The organism is Modestobacter lacusdianchii (assembly GCF_054177765.1).
Genome location: NZ_JBJJTJ010000011.1, coordinates 62,122 through 83,735, shown reverse-complemented (window position 1 = coordinate 83,735; position 21,614 = coordinate 62,122). Strand labels below are relative to the sequence as shown.

Genomic DNA, 21,614 nt, shown 5'->3' with positions numbered 1-21,614 from the left:
ATGAGCGAGCGCAGCGTCGCCGAGCTCGACGCCGTCGTCGAGGAGACGCTGCGCGCCGCCGAGCTGGAGTACGAGCGCCCCGGTCTCGGCCGGTTCGTCGTCACCCTGCCGGGGGTCAAGAAGCTCAAGACCCTGGTCGGGCTGACGGTGGGGGAGCACGGCTTCCGGGTGGAGGCCTTCGTCTGCCGCCAGCCCGACGAGAACCGGGAGCAGCTGTGGGCCTGGCTGCTGCAGCACAACGCCCGGATGTACGGGGTGGCCTACTCGATCGACACCGTCGGTGACGTCTACCTGACCGGCCGGCTGGGCCACGCGATGGTGACGCCGGAGGAGATCGACCGGCTGCTCGGCGCGGTGCTCACCTACGCCGACGAGCACTTCAACACCATGCTGGAGATCGGCTTCGGCACCTCGATCCGCCGCGAGTGGGACTGGCGGGTCAAGCGCGGGGAGTCGCTGCGCAACCTGGAGGCGTTCGCCGCCTTCGCCGACCCGGAACGGCGGCCCCGGGACCCGCAGGGGTGAGCACCGCCGAGCACTCGGCCCCGGACGTCACGGCGCTGCCCACCGGGTACGAGCGCCGGTGGTGGGTGCTCGGCACCATGATCGTCTGCCTGCTCATGGTGATCATGGGCAACACGATCCTGAACGTCGCGCTGCCGACACTGCAGCGCGAGCTGGACGCCACCCAGGGCGAGCTGCAGTGGGCGATCGACTCCTACATCCTGGTCTTCGCCGGCCTGCTGTTCAGCTGGGGCGTGATCGGCGACCGGATCGGCCGGCGCAAGGTGCTGCTCGCGGGGTTGAGCATCTTCGCGGTCGGCTCGGTGCTGGCGGCCTTCAGCGGCTCGGCGCTGGAGCTGATCGGCTGGCGGGCGCTGATGGGCGTCGGCGGCGCCGCCGTGCAGCCGGCCACCCTCGCGGTGATCACCAACGTCTTCCCCGCCGGTGAGCGCGGCAAGGCGATCGGGCTGTGGGCGGGTGCCTCCGGGCTGGCCGTGGCCGGCGGCCCGCTGGCCGGTGGGCTGGTGCTGGAGCACTACTGGTGGGGCGCGGTCTTCCTGCTCGGCGTCCCGGTCGCCGCCGTCGGCATGGTCGGCATCCTGACGGTCGTCCCGGAGTCCAAGGACCCCGACCCCGGCCGGCTCGACGTCCCCGGGGTGCTGCTGTCGATCGCGGCGCTGGTCGGGCTGGTCTACGGGATCATCCGCGGGGGCTCGGAGGGCTGGGGTGAGCCGCAGACCTGGGGACCGCTCGCCGCCGGTGCGGCGCTGCTGGCCGTCTTCGTCTGGTGGCAGCGACGCACCACCCACCCGGCGCTGGACGTCTCGTTGTTCCGCAACCCGGCGTTCTCCGCCGCGGCCGGGGCGCTCGCGCTGAACTTCTTCGCCCTGCAGGGCGCCACCTTCTACCTCGTCTACTACCTGCAGGGGGTGCGCGGGTACTCGCCGCTGCAGAGCGGGGCCACGCTCGTGCCCGTCGCGCTGGGCATCGCGCTGATGGCGCCGCGCACCTCGGCGCTGGCCGAGCGGTTCGGGGCCAAGGCCGTCTGCGCGTTCGGGTTCACCCTCATCGCGCTCTCCTTCGCCGGCATCCAGCTGCTGGACGCCGACGCCCCGCTCTGGCTCGTGCTCGCCGACCTCGCGCTGCAGGGCATCGGGATGGGCTCGGTGATGGCCCCGGCGACCGAGTCGATCATGTCGGTCGTCCCGCGGGAGAAGGCCGGGGCGGGTGCGGCGGTCAACAACGCCGTCCGGCAGGTGGGTGGGGCGCTCGGTGTGGCCATCCTCGGGTCGGTGCTGGCCGGCGCCTACGCCAGCCGGCTCGGGGACGACGTCGACGCGCTGCCGGCCGGCGCGCGGGAGCAGGCCGGCGAGTCGATCGTGGCGACGCTGGTGGCGGTCGAGCGGGCCGAGGCCGCCGGCGGCGACGGCGCCACTGCGGCCGCGGCGGTGGTCGACCCGGCTCGGGAGGCCTTCGTCGGCGCGATGCACCTGACCGCGGTGGGCACCGCCGGGTGCGCGGTGGTGGCCGCGGTCGTCGTCCTGGTCTGGCTGCCGGGCCGGCGGCGCAGCACGGTCTGACCGCCCGCCCTCGGGCACCCCGCCGGCTGGCCGCCGCGCCGGCTGACCGCCCCGCTGGCTGACCGCCCCGCTGGCTGACCGCCCCGCTGGCTGACCGCCTCGCGGCTGACCGCCCCGCGTCCGAGCCTCCTGCCGACCGGGCACCGGCCGCTGCGCGCAGGCGCCGCCGGTCGGGGCCCTCCCGAGCGCCTCCCCGCCGGGTGTCACCCGAGCGGGGCTGTCGAGCTCCCCGCCCCGGTCACCGTCCGTCGAGGAGTGACCGGTCCCACGCCTGGTCGGGTGACCCTCGACCGAACTGCGTGACACCTGTTGACCACGGAGCGTGCCGACCGCCAGGGTCGGTCCTCGAACGGCTGCGATCCGCGCGCCGACAGTGGAGGAGCTGCCGTGCTCGACGTCGCACCGGTCCGATCCGTCCCGTCCCCGGTGGTCCGCCGGGACGCCTTCGCACCCCTGCTGGAGTGCAGCCGGGCCGAGATGATGCGCCGGCACACCAGGGAGGGGATGGCCACGCACTCGGTGCCGACCGCCGGGGCGCCGGAGCCGGTCACCGTCTTCGACGACGGCCGCGCGCGGATCAACCTGGGCACCAACAACTACCTGGGCCTGGCCGGGGACCCGCAGGTCGTCGAGGCCGCGGTCAGCGCGCTGCGGCAGTACGGCACCAGCGCCGCCGGCAGCCGGATCCTCAACGGCACCACCCGGCTGCACCTGACCCTCGAGCGGGAGCTCGCCGAGCACTTCGGCACCGAGGACGCCGTGCTCACCTCCGCCGGGGTCAACGCCAACGTCGCGATGCTCTCCACCGCCGGCGCCGCCGGGGACGCGCTGCTGGTCGACGCCCACGCGCACGCCAGCCTGCACGCCGCAGCGGCGGCCAGCCGGGGCACCGTGCTGCGCTTCACGCACAACTCGGTGGCCTCGCTGGAGCGCCGGCTGAACCGGCTGGACCCCGAGGTCGGCGCGGTCGTGGTCGTCGACGGCGTCTACTCGATGAGCGGGGAGTCGGCGCCGCTGGCGGCGATCGCCGGCCTCTGCCGGCGCTTCTCGGCCCGCCTGGTGGTCGACGAGGCCCACGGGCTGGGCGTCCTCGGCGAGCACGGGCGGGGCGCCGCCGAGGCGGCCGGGGTGCTCGACCGGGTCGACGCGGTCACGGTGGCCTTCAGCAAGGCGCTGGCCAGCGTCGGCGGTGCGGTGATGACGTCGCGGGCCATCGCCGACGGCATCCGTGCCTCGGCCATGCCCTACGTGTTCAGCGCGGCCAACGACCCGGCGGCCGTCGCGGCGGCGCTCGCCTCGCTGCGGGTGCTGCGCCGCGAGCCGGAGCGGATGCAGCGGCTGCGGGACAACGGCGACCTGCTGCGCCGGGTGCTCACCGAGCACGGCGCCCCGCCACTGCCGGGCAAGGGCGCGGTCATCGCCGTGCGCACCGGGGAGGACGAGGACACCCGGGCGGCCTGGGCCGCCGCGCACGAGGCCGGGGTCTACACCAACGCGGTCGGCTACCCGGCGGTCCCGCGGGGCCAGGGGGTGCTGCGGCTGGCGGTGATGGCCACCCACACCGAGGAGCAGCTGCGCCGGGCCGGTGAGCTGGTGGCCGACGCCGTCCGCCGGGTGCGCTCGCCCCAGCGGGCCGAGGCGATGGCGTAGCGGGTCGCCGGGCTGCCCGTTCCCACGCGCCCGGTGGCGGTCGGGCAGGATGGGCCGCGTGACCGACGCGACCCCCACCGGGACCCTCATCCTGCTCCGTCACGGCGAGAGCGAGTGGAACAAGGCCAACCTGTTCACCGGCTGGGTGGACGTCCAGCTGTCGGAGAAGGGCCGCGCCGAGGCGGTCCGCGGCGGGCAGCTGCTCGTCGAGCACGACCTGCTCCCCGACGTGCTGCACACCTCGCTGCTCAAGCGGGCCATCACCACCGCCGAGCTCGCCCTCGGCGCCGCCGACCGGCAGTGGATCCCGGTGCGGCGCTCCTGGCGGCTCAACGAGCGGCACTACGGCGCGCTGCAGGGCAAGGACAAGGCCGCCACCCTCGCCGAGTACGGCGAGGAGCAGTTCATGACCTGGCGGCGCAGCTACGCCACCCCGCCGCCGCCGATCGAGGCCGGCAGCCAGTACAGCCAGGACGCCGACCCCCGGTACGTCTTCCTGCCGCCGGAGGCCCGCCCGGCCACCGAGTGCCTGGCCGACGTGGTCGCCCGGATGCTGCCGTACTGGTACGACGCGATCGTCCCCGACCTGCGCGCCGGCCGGACCGTCCTGGTGGCGGCGCACGGCAACAGCCTGCGTGCGCTGGTGAAGCACCTCGACGGCATGGGCGAGGACGAGGTCGTCGGGCTGAACATCCCGACCGGCGTCCCGCTGCGCTACGACCTCGACGCCGACCTGCGCCCGGTCACCCCGGGCGGTCAGTACCTCGACCCCGCCGCCGCGGCCGCCGCCATCGAGGCGGTCAAGAACCAGGGCAAGAAGTAGTCGACCAGGCCACGTGACGAGGGCCCCGGGAGCATCGCTCCCGGGGCCCTCGTCGTGTGGCTCGGTCCTGCCGCTCAGTCCTGCGAGGCGGCCATCGCCTTCTCGCCGGTGACCAGGTAGACCACCCGGCGCGCGACGCTGACCGCGTGGTCGGCGAAGCGCTCGTAGTAGCGACCCAGCAGCGTCACGTCGATGGCGGCCTCGATGCCGTGGCCCCAGGTGGGCAGCAGGAGCTCACGGAACAGCTGCTTGTGCAGCTGGTCCATCAGGTCGTCCTCGGCCTCGAGCTCGGCGGCGGCCTCGACGTCGCGCTTGGCGATGACCGTGCCGGCCTTGGTGACCAGGCCCTCGGCGACGTGGCCGGCGTCGAGGAAGATCGGCCGGACCTCCTGCGGCACCGCGTGCTCCGGGAAGCGCATCCGGGCCACCTTGGCGATGTGCTCGGCCAGGTCGCCCATCCGCTCCAGGTCAGCGACGATCCGCATCGCGGTGGTGATCACGCGCAGGTCGGTCGCGACCGGCTGCTGGCGGGCCAGCAGGGTGAAGCAGCGCTCCTCGATGCTCTCCCGGACGGCGTCGATCCGCTCGTCGCCGGCGATCACCAGGTCGGCCAGGGCCACGTCGGCGTCCAGCAGGGCGGTGGTCGCCGTGCTCATCGCCGACCCGACCGAGTTCGCCATCTCCACCAGGCAGGCGTTGATGTCGTCCAGTTCCTCGCGGTAGCTCTCCCGCAGCATGGCCTCTCCTCGTCCCGTCGCCGCGTCCAGGGCGGTGCCCGGGGGCGACGCCGTCCCCGCAGCACGTCGGCGACCCGCCCGACGCGCGCGACACGTGTAGGACCGAGGGTAGAGACCCGCGCGCCGGCCGGAGGCAGCCACCAGGTGAACGGGCAGGTGCGGGCCGGTGAACAGTCCCGCCCCGACCGGGTGACGGTCACCGGACCGGCTGGTCAGCGGGGCATCGATGTCTAGCATCGACGTCGTGGACCCGGTGGTCGCCCTGCTGGTGGGCCTGGTGATCGGCCTGCTGCTGACGGCGTCGGCGGCACTGGCCGTGCCGTCGCTGCGCGCCCGGGTGCGTGGCGCCGCCGGCCCGAGCGACGCCGCCCCGGTCGAGCGCCTCGCGCCGGGCGGCGACTCCGACGCGGTGCTCAGCCGCCGGCTGGTCGACCTGATGGACCCGGCCGTCGTCCTCCTCGGCCCCGACGAGGGCGTCCTGCTGGCCAACCCCTCGGCCCGGGCGCTGGGCATCCTGCGCGGCGACCGGCTGCTGGTGCCCGACCTGGTCGAGGTCGCCCGCGACGTGCAGGCCTCGGGCAGCCGGCGCGCCGACGTCTCCCTCCCCGGCGACCTGGGGGGCAGCGGCCCGCGGATGGTCGGCGTGCACGGCATCCGGCTGGGCAGCGGGCCGGTCGGCGCCCCGGGCCCGGTCGCCCTGGTGCTCCAGGACGTCACCGAGGCCCGTCGGGTCGAGGCCGTCCGCCGGGACTTCGTCGCCAACGTCGGGCACGAGCTCAAGACACCGGTCGGTGCGCTCGCGCTGCTCGCCGAGGCGGTCCAGGGCGCTGCCGACGACCCCGAGACGGTGCAGCGCTTCGCCACCCGGATGCAGCACGAGGCCGACCGGCTGGCCCGGCTGGTGCGCGAGCTCATCGACCTCTCCCGGCTGCAGGGCGCCGAGCCGCTGCCCGAGCTGGTGCCCGTCGCCGTCGGCACCGTGATCGGCGAGGCGGTCGACCGGACGCGCGCCGCCGCCGCCGCCAAGGACATCCAGCTCGCCGTCGCCGCCCAGCCCGGCCTCGTCGTCCGCGGGGCGGAGGCGCAGCTGGCCACGGCGCTGACCAACCTGCTCGCCAACGCCGTCGCCTACAGCCCCGGCGGCACGACCATCGCCGTCGGTGCCCGGGCGCGGGCCGGCTTCGCCGAGATCGCCGTGACCGACTCGGGCATCGGCATCCCGCGCCAGGACCGCTCCCGGGTGTTCGAGCGCTTCTACCGGGTCGACCAGTCGCGGGCCAGTGCCACCGGCGGCACCGGGCTGGGGCTGGCCATCGTCAAGCACGTGGCCAGCAACCACGGTGGCGCGGTCACCGTGTGGAGCGAGGAGGGCCTCGGCTCGACGTTCACCCTGCGCATCCCGCTCGCCGCCGGTGAGGAGGCGCTGGACGAGGGCGCGCAGGAGCGCCCGCCGGTGCCACCGTTGCGCGGCCGCCAGACAACCGACGACGGCCCCGCCGGGGCCGATGACGGGCCCCCCGGGGCCCTGCAGAAGGGACGGTCATGACCCGAGTGCTCGTGGTGGAGGACGAGGAGTCCTTCTCCGACGCGCTGTCCTACATGTTGCGGCGGGAGGGCTACGACACCGTCGTCGCCGCCACCGGGACGGACGCGCTCGTCGAGTTCGACCGGGCCGGGGCCGACATCGTGCTGCTGGACCTCATGCTGCCCGGGCTCTCCGGCACCGAGGTCTGCCGGTCGCTGCGCGCCAAGAGCTCCGTGCCGATCATCATGCTGACGGCCAAGGACGCCGAGATCGACAAGGTCGTCGGCCTGGAGCTCGGCGCCGACGACTACGTCACCAAGCCCTACTCCGCGCGGGAGCTCGTCGCCCGCATCCGGGCCGTGCTGCGGCGCGGCACCGAGGCCGAGCCGTCGGCGGAGGCGGCCCTCGCCGCCGGCCCCGTGCGGCTGGACGTCGACCGGCACGTCGTGGCCGTCGACGGTGAGCCGATCTCGCTGCCGCTCAAGGAGTTCGACCTGCTCGAGCTGCTGCTGCGCAACGCCGGCCGGGTGCTGACCCGCGGCCAGCTCATCGACCGGGTCTGGGGCGCGGACTACGTCGGGGACACCAAGACCCTCGACGTCCACGTCAAGCGGCTGCGCGCCAAGCTCGAGCCCGACCCGGCGAACCCGCGCTACCTGGTCACCGTCCGCGGGCTGGGCTACAAGTTCGAGGCGTGACGCCACCCGCCCGCACCGGTGGGGTCGGGTGAGTGACGTCCTGGTCTCCCACGTCGCGGCGTTGCCGTGGGAGCCCGATCTCGTGGCGGTCGGGGCCCACGAGCGGCGGGTGGAGGTCTGGTCACTGGCCCGGCTCGCGCCGCTGGCCGTCATGGACACCGTCCTGGACTTCGGCGGTCAGCGGCTCGCCCTGGTCACGGACGGTCAGGCCGAGCCGGTGGTCGTCGCCGGGGCGTGGGCCCGGCACGGCGTCTGTGGCCACGCGCTGAGTGGTGAGCGGATCTGGCAGTACCGGGAGCGGTCCCAGGTCCAGTACGTCACCGCCCTGGCCGGTGGCCGGGTCGCGGTCGGCTTCGAGCGTGGGTCGGCCATCGTGCTCGACGCGGCCACCGGGCGCCCCCGTGACGAGCTGCGGGCGGTCGTCCAGGTGGTGGCACTGACCCCGGAGATGGTGCTGCTGGTCAGCAGGACACACGTCCAGGTGACCGGCGCCGACCTGGTGCCGCGGGGCAGTCGGGTCGCCCTGCGGTCCTTCTCGGTCCTGGACGCCGCCGCCGGTGACGGCCTCGTGGCACTGGCAGAGGCGGCCGGTGACCTGCGGTTCCTGCGCCTGGACGGCAGCGAACGGGCGGCGTACCCGGTGCCGGGTGGACACGTGCGTCGGGTGGCGTTCGACGCCAGCACCGGGACCTGGCGAGCGCTGACCAGCGTGGACCAGGGGGATCGCGTGGGCTGCGCGCTCATCCGGCTCACTCCGGACGGCGAACTGCTGGAACAGCGGCCACTGGACTCCGTGACCGACGCGGCCTGGCTGCGTGACAGCGCCGCTCTCGTGTACGTCAGCGAACGCGGCGTCTTCCTGCTCGCCGATGACGAGGTCGTCCCGCTGCGGCTCACGCAGCCGGACACGAGCGACCCACGCCGCGACTGACTCCGCGTCCCCGGCCGGCCGCCATCGGCACCCGGTGATGGCGGGAGCGCGGCTCGGCACTCGCTGCCCGGAGCCGGCGCCGCGGGCAGCGAGCGGACCGGCTACTGGCCGCGGCCGGTCTCTTCCTGGAGCTCGTCGATCTTCTTGGAGGCGTCGGCCTTGCTGATGTCGTCGGGGACGTCCTCCTGGGCCTCGCGGGCCAGGGTGTTCAGGTAGCTCTTCTGCGCGCCGGTGGCCGGCTCGCCGCCGGTGACCCAGTCCGCGGGGTCCTTCTCGGTGCTCTGCGGGCTGTCCGGGCCGGTGCTGTTCGCTTCGCTCATGTGTTCGAAGTTACGCCGGGACGCCGGTGCGCGCAGCGCGAGCGGCGTCGGCGATCGAGGCCTGCGCGCCCGCCCGGGAGGCGGCGCGAGCGCGGGCGGCCTCCCACCGGCGTCCGGTCCGGTAGACGTGGCTGCCGCCGCAGGCCGGGCAGTCGACGGCGACGGCGATGTACGTGGGGTGGTTGGCGACCGACCTGATGCGCCGGTGGGCGACCAGCTCGTCGGTCCGGGTCACGGGGCAGGTGATCAGCAGCATGGACAGAGCCTGCGCGGACGCGAGTGACCCGACGAGTGGCAGGACCGACCACGGTCGCAAGGTTCCTGCCATGATGTGTCCATGAGCACATCGGACCGTCCGCTGGTCGTCAGCCTCGTGGTCACCGACGGCGTCGTGGGCAGCTTCGGGATCGGCGTGGCCGTCGAGGTGTTCGGCTACGACCGCCGGGAGATGGGGCTGCCCCGGTTCGACTTCGCGCTCGTCTGCCAGCGACCGGGCGTGCTCCGCAGCGACACCGGGCTCGCGATGCTCGTCGACCACGGGCTGGACCGGCTGGCGGTCTCCGACATCGTGCTGATCACCGCCTGGGAGCAACTGGACCAGCAGCCGCCGGCGGAACTGCTCGACGCGCTGCGCGCCGCCCACGCCCGCGGGGCGATGGTCGTCAGCCACTGCACCGGGGCGTTCGTGCTGGCCTGGGCCGGGCTGCTCGACGGCCAGCGGGCGTCCACGCACTGGAAGTACGCCGGCGAGCTGGCCGCGCGGTTCCCGCAGGTGCAGGTCGACCCGGCCGTCCTGTACGTCGACAACGGCCAGGTGATCACCGGCGCGGGCACGGCCAGCGGCATCGACGCGCTGCTGCACCTGGTCCGCCGGGAGTGGGGCGCTGCCGCCGCCAACGCGCTGGCCCGGGAGATGGTCGTGCCCCCGCACCGCGACGGCGGGCAGGCGCAGTTCATCGACACCCCCGTCGCCCGCGTCCAGGACGACCTGCTCGGCGCCGTCCTGGAGTGGGCCCGGGCGCACCTGGCCGAGGAGCTCACCGTCGACCTGCTCGCCCGGCGGGCGCTGATGAGCCCCCGCAGCTTCGCCCGGCGGTTCAAGGCCACCACCGGGACGACGCCGCACGCCTGGCTGCTCGGCCAGCGGCTGGCCGCGGCCGAGGCGCTGCTGGAGGGCAGTGACGCCCCGGTCGAGGAGATCGCCCGGCTGGTCGGCTTCGGCACCGCCGCCGGGCTGCGCGAGCAGTTCGCCCGCCGCCGCGGGGTGTCCCCGCGGGCCTACCGGCAGACCTTCCGGGCCGCCGGCTCAGTCGGGACGGCGCCGGAGCAGCTCCACGGGCACCGGCCGGGGGCTGGCGGGGTGGGGCGCGACGAGGCCGGCGTCGAGGCGGGCCTCGGTCAGCCGGCGTAGCTCGGCGTAGGCGGCCGGGCCGAGCAGCGCGGTGAGCTCCGGGCCGTAGGTCGCGACCAGCGGCTCGGCGGCGACGTGTGCCGTCGGTGAACCGGTGCACCACCAGTGCAGGTCGTGCCCACCGGGCCCCCACCCGCGGCGGTCGAACTCGCCGATCGTCGAGACCAGCACGCGCGTCTCGTCCGGCCGGTCGACCCACTCCTGCTCCCGGCGCACCGGCAACTGCCAGCAGACGTCGGGCTTGGTCTCCAGCGGGTGCCGGCCCTGGCGCAGGGCCATGGCGTGCAGCGCGCACCCCTGGCCGGCCGGGTGGCCCGGCCGGTTGAGGAAGACGCAGGCCCCGTCGACCACCCGGGTGCGCAGCGCCTGCTCGGCGGTCTCGCCAGGGGCCGGCTCGGTGAGCGTGTCCGGCTCGGTCCAGTCGTCGCGCCCCGTCGCCCTCCCGGGGTGCCGCTGCCAGTCGGCCGGGGTCAGCTCCGCGACCGCGGCCTCGACCCGGTCCAGGTCGTCGGTGTCGGTGAAGAACGCGCCGTGGTTGCAGCAGCCGTCCTCGGCGCGACCGGCCACCACGCCGGCGCAGCCGCGGCCGAACACGCAGGTCCAGGCGCTGGTCAGCCAGGTCAGGTCGGCGCGGACGAGGTGCTCGGGGTCGGCCGGGTCGAGGAACTCGACCCACTCGCGGGGGAAGTCCGGACCGACCTCGGACGGGGGGTCGGCGGAGGTGCTCGGGTCCACCGGCGCAGCGTAGTGAGAGACCCCCTCCTCCTCACACCGCGCTCCGCTCGGCGCGAGCCTCTGGAGGGGGCCAGGCAGACTCTCGGGCATGCGACTCGGGGTGCTGGACGTCGGCTCGAACACCGTGCACCTGGTGGTGGTGGACGCGCACCGCGGTGCGCACCCGACGCCGATGCACGACGACCGCTCGGTGCTGCGCCTGGCCGAGCAGATCGGCCCGGACGGCAAGCTGTCCAAGGCGGGGGAGAAGTCCCTGCTCAACGCGGTGGAGAGGGCTCGGCAGCAGGCGGCCGAGCGGCGCTGTGACGAGCTGATGGCGTTCGTGACCTCGGCGATCCGCGAGGCCGACAACGGTGCGGCGGTGCTCCGCCGGGTGCGCGAGCAGACCGGGGTCGACCTGCAGGTGCTCTCCGGCGCGGACGAGGCGCGGCTGACCTTCCTCGCCGTCCGCCGCTGGTTCGGCTGGAGCGCCGGCCGGCTGCTGGTGCTCGACATCGGTGGCGGCTCGCTGGAGCTGGCCACCGGCGTGGACGAGGACCCCGACGTCGCCCTGTCGGTGCCGCTGGGGGCGGGGCGGATGACCCGCCGGTTCCTGCCCCGCGCCGAGACGGGCGGTCGGCCGGACCTGGCCGCCCTCGCCGACCTCGACCGCTACGCCGCCGAGCTGCTGGCCCCGGTCGGCAAGGAGCTGCGTGGCGCCGGTGACCCCGACCTGGTCGCCGCGACCTCCAAGACGTTCCGGACCCTCGCCCGGCTGGCCGGCGCCGCGCCGTCCGCCGCCGGGCTGCGCGCCCCCCGGGAGCTGACGGACACCGGGCTGTCCCAGGTGCTCGGCTTCGTCTCGCGGATCGAGTCCTCCGCGCTGGCCGAACTGCAGGGCGTCTCCGCCCAGCGGGCGCACCAGGTGCCGGCCGGTGCCGTCGTGGCGCAGGCCGCGATGCGGGCGGTCGACGTACCGTGCGTGCGGATCTGCCCGTGGGCGCTGCGTGAGGGAGTCATCCTCCGCCGCCTGGACCAGCTGGAGGGAGCCTGATGTCGCAGCCCGACTCAGGGGAGTACAGCGTCCGCTCGCTGGCGGAGATCCTGCGCGAGCACGGGCTGGAGAGCGAGCTGGGCACCCGCCCGGGCCGGCGGCGCAAGACCGGCGAGGACCCGTCGGCGACCGGCCGCAACGCCCGCGTGCCCACCACCGGCCGCAACGCCCGCGTCGACGCCGGCCGCGCCGACCCGGCCCCGCAGGCCCCCCGCCCGTCGCGGGCCCCTGGTGCGGCCGCCCGCGGCACGGCCGCCGCGCCGGCCCCCGGCCGCTCGCAGCCGGTCTGGACCCCGGCGCCGGAGCCCGCGTGGCGCCCGGCCGCCGGGCTGGCCGGCCCGGACGCCCCGCCCCGGACCCCGACGCCACCCCGCGCCCCGGCTGCCGCACCGCAACCCGCGCCGGCCGGGCCGGGGCCGCTGTCCGGGACCGGGCCGGTCGGATCGCGGAGCGACGCGGCGTCCCCGCCCGCCGTGCCGGCCCGCCGCAAGAGCGACGTCGACCCCGGGCACGCGCTGTACGGCCAGGGCCCCTCGACGTCGGCGATCCCGGCCGGCTCGCCCAGCACGGGCTCGTCGGCGGCCACGGCGCGGTCCACCCCGCAGTCGAAGGCGGCGGAGGCGGCCGCCCGGGCCCGGCGGGCCGCCGACCACCCGGTCACCGGACCCATCCCGGTCGTCGCGGCGCAGGCGGCGGCCGACGCCGCGGAGCCCGAACCGCTCACCGGCCGGGACGGCGCGCTGGCCTGGGCGCGGTTCGTGGGGGAGCTGGTGGTCGCCCTGGCCGTCGGGGTCGGCGTGTACTTCCTCTTCACCGTGCTGTGGGAGCTGGTGCCCTACGGCGCCCTGGTGGCCGCGCCGCTGACCATCACCGGGTTGATCGCGGGCGTGGGCGCCTGGCGGCAGCGCCAGGGGCAGGGCCCGGTGGGCGTGCAGCTGCTCGCGGTGCTGCTGCTGGCCGCCACGGTGCTGGTGATCGCCCCGGCCGCCGGCCTGCTCGCGGCCGGCTGACCGGGGCGCCCGGCGTCAGCCGGCAGCGGCGAACTGCTCGACCAGGGTCCGCCCGAAGGCTGGCAGGTCGTCGGGCTTGCGGCTGGTGGTGAGGTTGCCGTCGACGACGACCTCCTCGTCGACCCACTCCGCCCCGGCGTTGCGCAGGTCGATCTGCAGGGACGGCCAGGAGGTCATCCGGCGGCCACGGACGACGTCGGCCTCGGCGAGCACCCAGGGTGCGTGGCAGATCGCCGCCACCGGCTTGCCCGCGTCGAAGAACGCCTTGACGAACGAGACGGCGGCCGCGTCGGCCCGGACGAAGTCACCGTTGATCACCCCGCCGGGCAGCACCAGCGCGTCGTAGGACGAGGGGTCGGCGTCGGGCAGGGCGACGTCGACGTCCTTGGTGTCGCCCTCGTCGATGTGGTCGTAGGCGGTGATGCTCCCGGCGGCCAGGCCGATCAGCTCCGGCCGGGCCCCCGCCTCGACCAGGGCCTGCCACGGCTGGTCGAGCTCGACCTGCTCCACGCCGTCGGTGGCCAGCACCGCCACCCGCTTGCCGTTCAGTTCTCCAGACATGGGCGGCGCCTACCCCGCCGGTCCGCGGCACACACGGGCGGGCACTACCGTCGCGGACATGATCACTGCGGGACGCGGCGACTCGGGCGCCCAGCTGGCCATCATCGGCGGCGGCAAGATCGGTGAGGCGCTGCTCGCCGGTCTCGTGCGCCGGGCCGGTACCGGCGAGGGCGTGCTGGTGGTGGAGCGGAGCCCGCAGCGGGCCGCGGAGCTGGCTGCCCGGCACGGCGTGGGCACCGCCGACCTCGCCGAGGCCGCGGCTCGCGCGCGGGTGCTGCTGCTGGCGGTGAAGCCGCAGGACATCGACGCCCTGCTGGCGCTGCTGGCGCCGCACGTGACCACCGACCACCTGGTGGTCTCGGTGGCGGCCGGGGTGCCGACCGGCCGGATCGAGGGGTTCCTTCCCGCCGGGACGCCGGTGGTCCGGGTCATGCCGAACACCCCGGCCCTGGTCGAGGCCGGCATGAGCGTGCTGTCGGCGGGTGCGCACGCGACCGAGGAGCACCTGGACGAGGCGGAGGCCCTGCTGGCACCGGTGGGGCAGGTGCGCCGGGTGCCGGAGAGCCAGCAGGACGCCGTGACGGCGCTGTCCGGCAGCGGTCCGGCGTACTTCTTCTTCCTGGTCGAGGCGATGATCGACGCCGGGATCCTGCTCGGCCTGCCGCGTGACCTCGCGGCCGACCTGATCGTGCAGACCGCCTACGGCTCGGCGGTGATGCTGCGCGACTCCGGTGAGCACCCGGTGCAGCTGCGCGAGGCCGTGACCAGCCCCGGGGGGACGACGATCGCCGCCGTCCGGGAGCTGGAGCGGCACGGCGTGCGTGCGGCGCTGATCGCCGCGATCGAGGCGGCGCACCACCGGTCGGTGGAGCTCGGCCGCACCGACGGCTGACCCGCGCGACGCCGCGATCGGTCACCGGTCGGGCGCACACTGCAGCCGACGCGCCTTGAGAACTCGTGTCGGTCCGTCCCAGAGGTGCTCAGCTGAATCACAAGCCTGTGTTTTTCCACAGTTTCCTGTGGATCGACGGCTGGTCGGACGAGTCGACTTGGGGACAACACGCCGTTACTGGTGTGTCACAGGGTGTCTCTGTCCACTTGTGCCCAGACGGACCGGTCCGCCTGTCCGTTTCACCCATCGCTTCTGTCACTCCGGCCCCCATATGGTCTTTCCAGCGCGAACGTGACACGCCCGCCGGTGGGGAAGCCGGTGGCCGCGGGAGCGCTGAGACCGGAGACGATCGACGTGACCATGCCCCAGCGCGCCGCCATCCAGACCACCCGCCCGGGTGTCCCGGCCCCGCGTCCGATGGGTCGCCCCATCAACGCCGCTGCCCTGTCCCGCCCGGTGCCCGCGGCCCACCCCGCCGCCGTCCCGGTCGGCCGTCCGGCCGCCGTGCCGGCCCCCCGCGCCGCCGTCGCCTTCCTGACCGTCGCCGAGGTCGCCGCCCTGATGCGCGTCTCGAAGATGACCGTCTACCGCCTCGTCCACGGTGGCGAGCTCTCCGCCGTCCGCGTCGGCCGCTCCTTCCGCGTGCCGGAGCGCGCCGTGCACGACTACCTGCGCGACGCCTACACCGACATCGCCTGAAGAAGTCGAAGGACCCCGTCCTCCTCACCCCTCGCGAGCTCGGGGCGAGCCTCTGGACGGGGCCGACCGGAGGCTCACCCGACGGTGGTGGCGGCCGTCCCGGCTCGCCGGCGGTCCGCCGGGTAGGCTCGGGCGCTGAGCGGTCGATCCCCCTCTCGTGGGGGCGGCCGCGCACGAGCAGATCACGCGCACGAGCAGATCACTCGCCCGGTACCCGGACCACGGAGCCGTGTGACCACCCCGGTCACGCTCCCCGGCCGCTGGGCGGACACGACGTCGGGAGCAGGACATGGGTTCGGTCATCAAGAAGCGCCGCAAGCGGATGGCGAAGAAGAAGCACCGCAAGCTCCTCAAGAAGACCCGCGTGCAGCGGCGCAACAAGAAGTGAGCTGACGCTCGTGCCGCCCGCGGTCGTCCTCGTCACCGGCGTGAGCCGGTGGCTGGGCGGCGCGCTGGCGGCCGAGCTCGCCGCCGACCCGGCGATCGACCGGGTCATCGGGGTGGACACCGTCCCCCCGGCCCCCGAGGTGCTCCGCCGCCTCGGACGCACCGAGTTCGTCCGCGCCGACATCCGCAGCCCGTTGATCGGGAAGGTGATCGAGTCGGCGTCCGTGGACACCGTCGTCCACATGAACATCAGCGCGACCCCGGCCGGTGCCGGGGGGCGGGTGTCGATGAAGGAGCTCAACGTCATCGGCACGATGCAGCTGCTGGCTGCCTGCCAGCGGTCCCCGCAGGTCCGCCGGCTCGTGCTCAAGAGCACGAGCGCGGTCTACGGTGCCAGCTCCCGAGACCCGGCCGTCTTCACCGAGGCGATGCAGGCCCGCCGGGTGCCCGGCGGTGGCTTCGCCAAGGACAGCCTCGACATCGAGAGCTACGTGCGCGCCTTCGCCCGCCGCCGGCCCGACGTCGGGGTGGCCGTGCTCCGCTTCACCAACCTCATCGGCCCGCGGATCGACTCGCTGCTGTCGGGCTTCCTGCGCATGCCCGTGGTGCCCACGGCGCTCGGCTACGACGCCCGGGTCCAGCTGCTGCACGAGGACGACGCCGTGGCCGTGCTGCAGCAGGCGGCCACGGGTGACTTCGTCGGCACGGTGAACGTCGGCGCCCAGGGCACCGTGCTGCTGTCGCAGGCGATCCGCCGGCTCGGCCGGGTGGCGCTCCCGGTGCCGGAGGCCGCGATGGGCTCCCTCGGCCGGCTCACCCGCCGCGGCGCCCTGGTCGACTGGTCGCCGGAGCAGATGCGCTTCCTCAACTTCGGCCGGGTCGTCGACACCCGCGTGCTGCGCGAGGAGTTCGGCTACCGCCCGCGGTACACCACCGCCGAGGCGCTGGCCGACTACGCCCGTACCGTGCCCCCGGTGGTCGATCCGCAGCTGGTCGCCGAGGTGACCGGCACCGCCCGCTCGGTGGTCGGCCGGGTCGCCGGTGGCCTCACCGCTGTCCCGGGCCTGCTCGGCGACCGGCGCCGGGCCGCGCCCCCGGTGCCCGGCCTGCGGGCGGTGCGCGATGCCTGAGGCCCGGGTGATCCCGCTGCGCCCGGACGACGAGCAGCCGGCCCCGCCGCGACCCGAGCCCAGCTGGGACGAACAGCTGGCCGGTGGGCTGGAGTTCCTGCGGCGCCGGCTGACCGGGGAGTACGACACCGACGAGTTCGGCTTCGACCCCGACCTGACCGACCACGTCCTCCTGCCCGGGCTGCGGCCCTTGTTCCACCAGTGGTTCCGGGTGGAGACCCAGGGGCTGGAGCACGTGCCCGACGTCGGCGGCGCGCTGGTGGTGGCCAACCACTCCGGCACCATCCCGGTCGACGCGCTGATGGCCACGGTCGCCCTGCACGACGAGCACCCGGCGGCCCGCCGGCTGCGGCTGCTGGGCGCCGACCTGGTGTTCCAGGTGCCCTTCATCGGGTCGCTGGCACGGAAGCTGGGCGTGACCCTGGCCTGCAACGAGGACGCCGAGCGGCTGCTGTCCGGCGGGGAGCTGGTGGGCGTCTTCCCCGAGGGCTTCAAGGGCGTCGGCAAGCCGTTCCACGAGCGGTACACCCTGCAGCGGTTCGGCCGCGGGGGCTTCGTCAGCGCCGCCCTGCGCACCGGCACCCCGATCGTGCCGTGCGCGATCGTGGGCGCCGAGGAGATCTACCCGATGATCGGCAACGCCCGCACCGCCGCCCGGCTGCTCGGCCTGCCGTACTTCCCGATCACCCCGACCTTCCCGCTGCTGGGCCCGCTGGGTGCGGTCCCGCTGCCGTCGAAGTGGTTCATCGCCTTCGGTGAGCCGATCGAGACGGCGTCCTACGGCCCGGCGGCCGCCGACGACCCGATGACCGTGTTCAACCTGACCGACCAGGTCCGCGAGACCATCCAGCACTCGCTCTACCGGCTGCTGCTCCAGCGCCGCAGCGTCTTCAGCTGACGAAGGACCTCGCTGCCCTCTCGTACTCGCTCCGCTCGACCCGGAGCCCTGCGCCAGGCCGGGGGCTGAGGCGGGGTCAGAACGGCCAGCGGTTGCGGCGCCGGAGGGAGATGAGGCCGCCGACGACGCCGCCGGAGACCGCGGCCGCGCCGACGGTCGGGACGCCGATCCGGGCGGCCTTGCGGCCGGTGCGGAAGTCCTTCACGGTCCACCCGCGCGAGCGGGCGACGGCGCGCAGCTCGGTGTCGGGGTTCACCGCGACCGCGGAGCCCACCAGGGTGAGCATCGGCAGGTCGTTGGTGGAGTCGCTGTAGGCGGTGCAGCGGGACAGGTCCAGGCCCTCCCGCTCGGCCAGGGCCCGCACCGCCTGCGCCTTGGACTCCCCGTGCATCATCTCGCCGACCAGCCGGCCGGTGTAGCGGCCGTCGACGACCTCGGAGACGGTGCCCAGCGCGCCGGTCAGGCCCAGGCGGTGGGCGATGATCGAGGCGAGCTCGACCGGGGTGGCGGTGACCAGCCAGACCCGCTGGCCGGCGTCGAGGTGCTGCTGGGCGAGGTTGCGGGTGCCCGACCAGATGCGGTCGGCCATCAGCTCGTCGTAGATCTCCTCGCCGGCGTCGATGATCTCCTGCACCTCGCGGCCGGCGACGAAGGCCAGCGCGTTGTCCCGCACGGTGTGCATGTCGGTCGCGCTCTCGCTGCCGGCGATCCGGAACTTCGCCTGCTGCCAGACGAACGAGGCGACGTCCCGGGAGGTGAAGTACTTGCGCGCGGCCAGCCCACGGGCGAACCAGAACAGCGAGGCGCCCATCATCATCGTGTTGTCGACGTCGAAGAACGCCGCGGCGGTGCGGTCGGGCGCCGGGGTGGTGGGCTCGGTCTCCGCGGCGGCCGCCGAGGCGGCGCCGGCGACGAGGGCGCGGGCCTCCTCGTCCTCGAGCTCGGCGGGTGCGGAGGCAGCACGGCCCCGGAACGGCACTCGGACCACTCCGGACCACCTCCGTGCGTCTGCTCCTCGTCGCTGGCGACCCTAGCCTCGCTGGTCCTCCCGCCGGCCGCCGGTCGGCGCGTCCGCGGTGCGTGGCGGCCCGGTCACCGGAGGCCGTCGGGCAGGAGGGCTGCGAGCCGGCGCACCGCCCGGTGCTGCAGCGCCTTGACCGCGCCGTCCTTGCGGCCCATCACCGCGGCCGTCTCGGCCACCGACAGCTGGTGCAGGAACCTCAGCACGAGGCACTCGCGCTGGTCGGCGGACAGCTGCTGCACCCCGGCGAGCACCTCGGCGGAGGCCAGCCTGCGCAGCACGGCCTCCTCCGGGCCGTCGGTGGCCCGGTCGACCTCCCGCATGTCAGCGGTGCTGACCTCCAGCCGGTACCGGCCGCTCTTGAGGTGGTCCAGCACGAGGTTGCGGGCGATGGTGACCAGCCAGGCACCGACGTCCCGGCCCTGGGCGGACAGCGTGTCGATCCGGCGCAGCGCCCGCACGAACGTCTCGCTGGTGAGGTCCTCCGCGGTCGCCCGGTCGGCGACCCGGGGGAGCAGGTAGCGGAAGACCACCCCGACGTAGCGGTCGTACAGCCGGCCGAACCCCTCGGGGTCGCCGGCCTGGGCCCGGCGGACCAGCTCCCAGACGTCCACCTGCCCGGCAGGGACGACGGGCACGTCGACGGGCGTGGCGGCCTGTCGACGGTCGACCGGGACCAGGCCCCCACGGGAGCTCGTGCTCTGCTGCCCGGGAGGCAGCAGAGCACGAGCCTCGCGAGGGGTGCTGTCGTCGGCCGCCGGACGCGGGCGGGGGCCCAGGCGAGGACGTGACCCCGGACGGGCGGCGGCCGGCGTCGGAGGCGGCGCAGCGGTGCCGGCCGCGGGCCGGGGGTGGGTCATGCCGGCCGCACCTCCTCCCGCCTCGCCGAGGCAGCCGGTCCGGTCCCTGCCGCCCGGGCGCGCGCGTGGGGCGGCTGCGGCGCGCGGGCTCGGATGACACCATCGTGCCGCTGCGTCCACGTTCCTGCCGTCCGAGACGGCGCTGCCCCGCGGAGGTACCTGTGCCGGTCGACGACGTGCCGGGCGGCAGGGCGCCGGACGGCGAGGTGGGCAGGGCGCCGGACGGCGAGGTGCGCACCTTCTCCGCGCTGGTCCGGCGGGCCGCGCGGACGGCGGGCAGCTCCCCGGCCCTGGTCGCCGGCCAGCGGCGGCTGACCTGGTCGGAGGTCGACGCGCTGGTCGACCGGTCCGCCGCCGGGTACGCCGCCCGGGGTCTGGCCGCCGGCGACCGGGTCGCCGTCCAGCTGCCCAACGGCGTGGACTGGGTGGTCGCGGTGATGGGCGCGCTGCGCGCCGGGCTGGTCGTCGTGCCGGTCAACACCGCGTTCACCGACCCCGAGGTCGAGCACCTGCTCACCGACTCCGGGGCCCGGCTGCTCGTGGTGGCGGCGGTCCGGCCGGAGCTGGCCGGTGTCCCGGTGGCCGTCGGCCCACCGGCGGCCGACGGCCCGGCACCGGCGGACCCCGACGACCCCGCGGCCCTCGCCCTGCTGGCCTACACCAGCGGCACCACCGGCCGGCCCCGCGGCGCGATGCTCACCCACGGCGCCCTGCTGGCCAACCAGCGGCAGCTGCTCGCCCTGGACCCACCGCCGGTGCGGGCCGGGGACCGGGTGCTGCTGGTGCTGCCGTTGTTCCACGTCTACGGCCTCAACAGCGGCTGGGGCCTGGTCGCGGCCACCGCGGCCTGCGCGGTCGTCGTCGAGGAGTTCGACCCGGCCGCCACGCTCGCGCTGATGGCGGCCGAGGAGGTCAGTGCGGTGCCGGGGGCCCCGCCGATGTACGCGGCCTGGCTGGCGGTGGCCGACGCCGCCGGCAGCGACGCCGTGCTGCGTCGCGGGTTCGCCGCCGTGCGCACCGCCAGCTGCGGCGCCGCCCCCATGCCGGGTGCGCTGTTCGAGGCGATGCGCACCCGCGCCGCGGTGACGGTCTGGGAGGGCTACGGCCTCACCGAGGCGGCGCCGGTGCTGGCCAGCACCCTGGCCACCGGCCGGGCCAAGCCCGAGTGCATCGGCGGGCCGCTGCCCGGCATCGAGCTGGTGCTGCAGGACACCGCCGGCGGGCCGACCGCCGGCCCCGACCCGGGCAGCCGGGTGCGCGCCGACGTGTTCGGCGACCCCTTCGCCGACGAGGACGGCGACGGCGAGGAGGAGGCCGGGGAGATCCGGGTCCGCGGTGCCAACCTGTTCAGCGGCTACTGGCCCGACGGCGCCGACGGGCCGGACGCCGAGGGCTGGCTGCTCACCGGTGACATCGCCTACCGGGACGCCGCGGGCGACCTGAAGCTGGTCGACCGGCGTCGCGACCTGGTGCTGGTCAGCGGGTTCAACGTCTACCCCGGCGAGGTCGAGCGGGTGCTGGCCGAGCACCCGGGCATCGCCGAGAGCGCGGTGATCGGCGTCCCGGACCAGCGGACCGGTGAGGCGGTGCACGCCGTCGTCGTCCGGGCGCCGGGCGCCGAGGTCACCGAGGCCGAGCTGCGGGAGCACGCGGGCCGGTCGCTGGCCCGGTTCAAGGTGCCGGTCGCCGTGCACTTCGTGCCCGAGCTGCCGCACTCGCTGGCCGGCAAGGTCAGCCGGGCCCGGCTGCGCGAGCTGGGGCTGGAGCGGGCCGCCGCTGCCGCGACCGGGACGGAGGACGCCGGTGCCTGAGGAGCGCCTGCAGCTGCTCACCCGGGCGGGCTGCCACCTGTGCGTCGTCGCGGCCGAGACGCTGACCAGGATCGCCGGGGAGGCGGGTCTGGGCGTCGAGCTGGTGGACGTCGACGCCGACCTGGAGCTGCGTGTCGAGTACGGCGACCGGGTGCCGGTCGTGCTGCTGGACGGCCGGGAGCACAGCCACTTCACCGTGGACGTCGTCCGGCTGCGGCGTGACCTCGGGGTGCCCGGCCCGAGCTGACCGGCCACCCGTCCGGGTGCCGGGCAGGGTGGTCCTCACCACAACCGACCCCGCCGACCTGCGCAGACGCGGTCGGCGACTTTGTTCAGGCGTTCACAAGCGGTTACCGTGGCGTTTGCCGGGCGCCGATGCGCCCGTCTGCCCCTGAGTC

At 75.2% G+C, this 21,614-nt stretch carries 24 protein-coding genes; 17 read left to right on the top strand and 7 right to left on the bottom strand.

From position 1 onward, the window contains the following. The 4 genes from ACJTNH_RS10345 to ACJTNH_RS10330 all read left to right on the top strand — a co-directional run bounded on the left by ACJTNH_RS10345 (nt 1) and on the right by ACJTNH_RS10330 (nt 4,557). Nucleotides 1-525 carry a YbjN domain-containing protein gene (locus ACJTNH_RS10345; RefSeq protein WP_458175268.1) on the top strand — a complete coding sequence of 175 codons (525 nt, stop codon included), beginning with the start codon at nt 1-3 and terminating at the stop codon, nt 523-525. Beyond that, nucleotides 522-2,084, top strand: a complete 1,563-nt coding sequence (locus ACJTNH_RS10340; RefSeq protein WP_458175266.1) for an MFS transporter — start codon at nt 522-524, stop codon at nt 2,082-2,084. The genes ACJTNH_RS10345 and ACJTNH_RS10340 overlap by 4 nt, the downstream gene beginning before the upstream one ends. A 387-nt stretch (nt 2,085-2,471) precedes the next feature. Continuing rightward, on the top strand, nt 2,472-3,734 hold the full coding sequence (locus ACJTNH_RS10335) for an aminotransferase class I/II-fold pyridoxal phosphate-dependent enzyme (RefSeq protein WP_458175264.1): 1,263 nt from the start codon (nt 2,472-2,474) through the stop codon (nt 3,732-3,734). 58 nt (nt 3,735-3,792) lie between these two features. Beyond that, a complete protein-coding gene (locus tag ACJTNH_RS10330; RefSeq protein WP_458175262.1) occupies nt 3,793-4,557 on the top strand; it encodes a phosphoglyceromutase in 765 nt (254 codons plus the stop codon). A gap of 74 nt (nt 4,558-4,631) precedes the next feature. Here ACJTNH_RS10330 and phoU read toward each other — a convergent pair whose 3' ends face one another. Continuing rightward, nucleotides 4,632-5,294 carry a phosphate signaling complex protein PhoU gene (gene phoU / locus ACJTNH_RS10325; RefSeq protein ID WP_458175260.1) on the bottom strand — a complete coding sequence of 221 codons (663 nt, stop codon included), beginning with the start codon at nt 5,292-5,294 and terminating at the stop codon, nt 4,632-4,634. Nucleotides 5,295-5,520: 226 nt separating this feature from the next. Between phoU and ACJTNH_RS10320 the strand changes: the two genes are divergently transcribed. The 3 genes from ACJTNH_RS10320 to ACJTNH_RS10310 are packed head-to-tail and all read left to right on the top strand — an operon-like array spanning nt 5,521 to nt 8,448. Next, on the top strand, nt 5,521-6,840 hold the full coding sequence (locus ACJTNH_RS10320; RefSeq protein WP_458175251.1) for a sensor histidine kinase: 1,320 nt from the start codon (nt 5,521-5,523) through the stop codon (nt 6,838-6,840). Beyond that, nucleotides 6,837-7,517, top strand: a complete 681-nt coding sequence (locus ACJTNH_RS10315; protein ID WP_458175249.1) for a winged helix-turn-helix domain-containing protein — start codon at nt 6,837-6,839, stop codon at nt 7,515-7,517. The genes ACJTNH_RS10320 and ACJTNH_RS10315 overlap by 4 nt, the downstream gene beginning before the upstream one ends. A gap of 28 nt (nt 7,518-7,545) precedes the next feature. Continuing rightward, nucleotides 7,546-8,448: an outer membrane protein assembly factor BamB family protein gene (locus ACJTNH_RS10310; protein WP_458175247.1), complete on the top strand. Its 903-nt coding sequence runs from the start codon at nt 7,546-7,548 to the stop codon at nt 8,446-8,448. 101 nt (nt 8,449-8,549) lie between these two features. Here ACJTNH_RS10310 and ACJTNH_RS10305 read toward each other — a convergent pair whose 3' ends face one another. Continuing rightward, nucleotides 8,550-8,768, bottom strand: a complete 219-nt coding sequence (locus ACJTNH_RS10305; protein ID WP_458175245.1) for a DUF3072 domain-containing protein — start codon at nt 8,766-8,768, stop codon at nt 8,550-8,552. A 10-nt stretch (nt 8,769-8,778) separates the two neighbouring features. Continuing rightward, a complete protein-coding gene (locus tag ACJTNH_RS10300) occupies nt 8,779-9,024 on the bottom strand; it encodes a hypothetical protein (protein WP_458175243.1) in 246 nt (81 codons plus the stop codon). A gap of 81 nt (nt 9,025-9,105) precedes the next feature. Between ACJTNH_RS10300 and ACJTNH_RS10295 the strand changes: the two genes are divergently transcribed. Beyond that, the gene (locus tag ACJTNH_RS10295; RefSeq protein ID WP_458175241.1) at nt 9,106-10,179 is read left to right on the top strand and encodes a helix-turn-helix domain-containing protein; all 1,074 of its coding nucleotides are present in this window, start codon (nt 9,106-9,108) and stop codon (nt 10,177-10,179) included. Here ACJTNH_RS10295 and ACJTNH_RS10290 read toward each other — a convergent pair. Next, nucleotides 10,075-10,914 carry a hypothetical protein gene (locus ACJTNH_RS10290; RefSeq protein ID WP_458175239.1) on the bottom strand — a complete coding sequence of 280 codons (840 nt, stop codon included), beginning with the start codon at nt 10,912-10,914 and terminating at the stop codon, nt 10,075-10,077. The two genes, ACJTNH_RS10295 and ACJTNH_RS10290, sit on opposite strands and share 105 nt — an antisense overlap. Nucleotides 10,915-11,002: 88 nt before the next feature. On the opposite strand from ACJTNH_RS10290, the gene ACJTNH_RS10285 reads away from it, so the two are divergent. Together ACJTNH_RS10285 and ACJTNH_RS10280 are read left to right on the top strand one after the other, a co-directional pair. After that, nucleotides 11,003-11,947: a Ppx/GppA phosphatase family protein gene (locus tag ACJTNH_RS10285; protein ID WP_458175237.1), complete on the top strand. Its 945-nt coding sequence runs from the start codon at nt 11,003-11,005 to the stop codon at nt 11,945-11,947. Continuing rightward, nucleotides 11,947-12,957, top strand: coding sequence for a hypothetical protein (locus tag ACJTNH_RS10280; protein WP_458175235.1), 1,011 nt, complete (start codon nt 11,947-11,949; stop codon nt 12,955-12,957). Before ACJTNH_RS10285 ends, ACJTNH_RS10280 begins: the two co-directional genes overlap by 1 nt. A gap of 15 nt (nt 12,958-12,972) precedes the next feature. On the opposite strand, the gene ACJTNH_RS10275 is transcribed toward ACJTNH_RS10280, so the two are convergent. Then, complete coding sequence (locus ACJTNH_RS10275; protein WP_458175233.1) at nt 12,973-13,518, bottom strand: type 1 glutamine amidotransferase domain-containing protein; 546 nt, start codon at nt 13,516-13,518, stop codon at nt 12,973-12,975. 58 nt (nt 13,519-13,576) lie between these two features. On the opposite strand from ACJTNH_RS10275, the gene proC reads away from it, so the two are divergent. From proC to ACJTNH_RS10250, 5 genes are all read left to right on the top strand, one after another. Continuing rightward, a complete protein-coding gene (gene proC, locus ACJTNH_RS10270) occupies nt 13,577-14,410 on the top strand; it encodes a pyrroline-5-carboxylate reductase (RefSeq protein ID WP_458175231.1) in 834 nt (277 codons plus the stop codon). 360 nt (nt 14,411-14,770) lie between these two features. Continuing rightward, nucleotides 14,771-15,109 (top strand): helix-turn-helix domain-containing protein, encoded by a 339-nt coding sequence (locus ACJTNH_RS10265; RefSeq protein WP_458175418.1) that lies wholly within the window; start codon nt 14,771-14,773, stop codon nt 15,107-15,109. 289 nt (nt 15,110-15,398) lie between these two features. After that, the gene (locus ACJTNH_RS10260) at nt 15,399-15,497 is read left to right on the top strand and encodes a 30S ribosomal protein bS22 (protein ID WP_012854759.1); all 99 of its coding nucleotides are present in this window, start codon (nt 15,399-15,401) and stop codon (nt 15,495-15,497) included. Between the two features lie 10 nt (nt 15,498-15,507). Continuing rightward, nucleotides 15,508-16,626, top strand: a complete 1,119-nt coding sequence (locus ACJTNH_RS10255; RefSeq protein ID WP_458175229.1) for an NAD-dependent epimerase/dehydratase family protein — start codon at nt 15,508-15,510, stop codon at nt 16,624-16,626. Next, nucleotides 16,619-17,524 carry a lysophospholipid acyltransferase family protein gene (locus ACJTNH_RS10250; protein ID WP_458175227.1) on the top strand — a complete coding sequence of 302 codons (906 nt, stop codon included), beginning with the start codon at nt 16,619-16,621 and terminating at the stop codon, nt 17,522-17,524. Before ACJTNH_RS10255 ends, ACJTNH_RS10250 begins: the two co-directional genes overlap by 8 nt. Nucleotides 17,525-17,600: 76 nt before the next feature. Here the strand turns inward: ACJTNH_RS10250 and ACJTNH_RS10245 are convergent, their stop codons facing one another. Both ACJTNH_RS10245 and ACJTNH_RS10240 read right to left on the bottom strand, forming a co-directional pair. After that, complete coding sequence (locus tag ACJTNH_RS10245; RefSeq protein ID WP_458175225.1) at nt 17,601-18,512, bottom strand: HAD family hydrolase; 912 nt, start codon at nt 18,510-18,512, stop codon at nt 17,601-17,603. Between the two features lie 104 nt (nt 18,513-18,616). Next, a complete protein-coding gene (locus ACJTNH_RS10240) occupies nt 18,617-19,183 on the bottom strand; it encodes a sigma-70 family RNA polymerase sigma factor (RefSeq protein ID WP_458175223.1) in 567 nt (188 codons plus the stop codon). A 383-nt stretch (nt 19,184-19,566) separates the two neighbouring features. Between ACJTNH_RS10240 and ACJTNH_RS10235 the strand changes: the two genes are divergently transcribed. Beyond that, entirely contained in the window at nt 19,567-21,216 is a 1,650-nt protein-coding gene (locus tag ACJTNH_RS10235) for a class I adenylate-forming enzyme family protein (RefSeq protein ID WP_458175221.1), read from the top strand. Continuing rightward, a complete protein-coding gene (locus ACJTNH_RS10230; protein ID WP_458175219.1) occupies nt 21,209-21,463 on the top strand; it encodes a glutaredoxin family protein in 255 nt (84 codons plus the stop codon). The genes ACJTNH_RS10235 and ACJTNH_RS10230 overlap by 8 nt, the downstream gene beginning before the upstream one ends. The last annotated feature ends 151 nt before the right edge of the window (nt 21,464-21,614 follow it).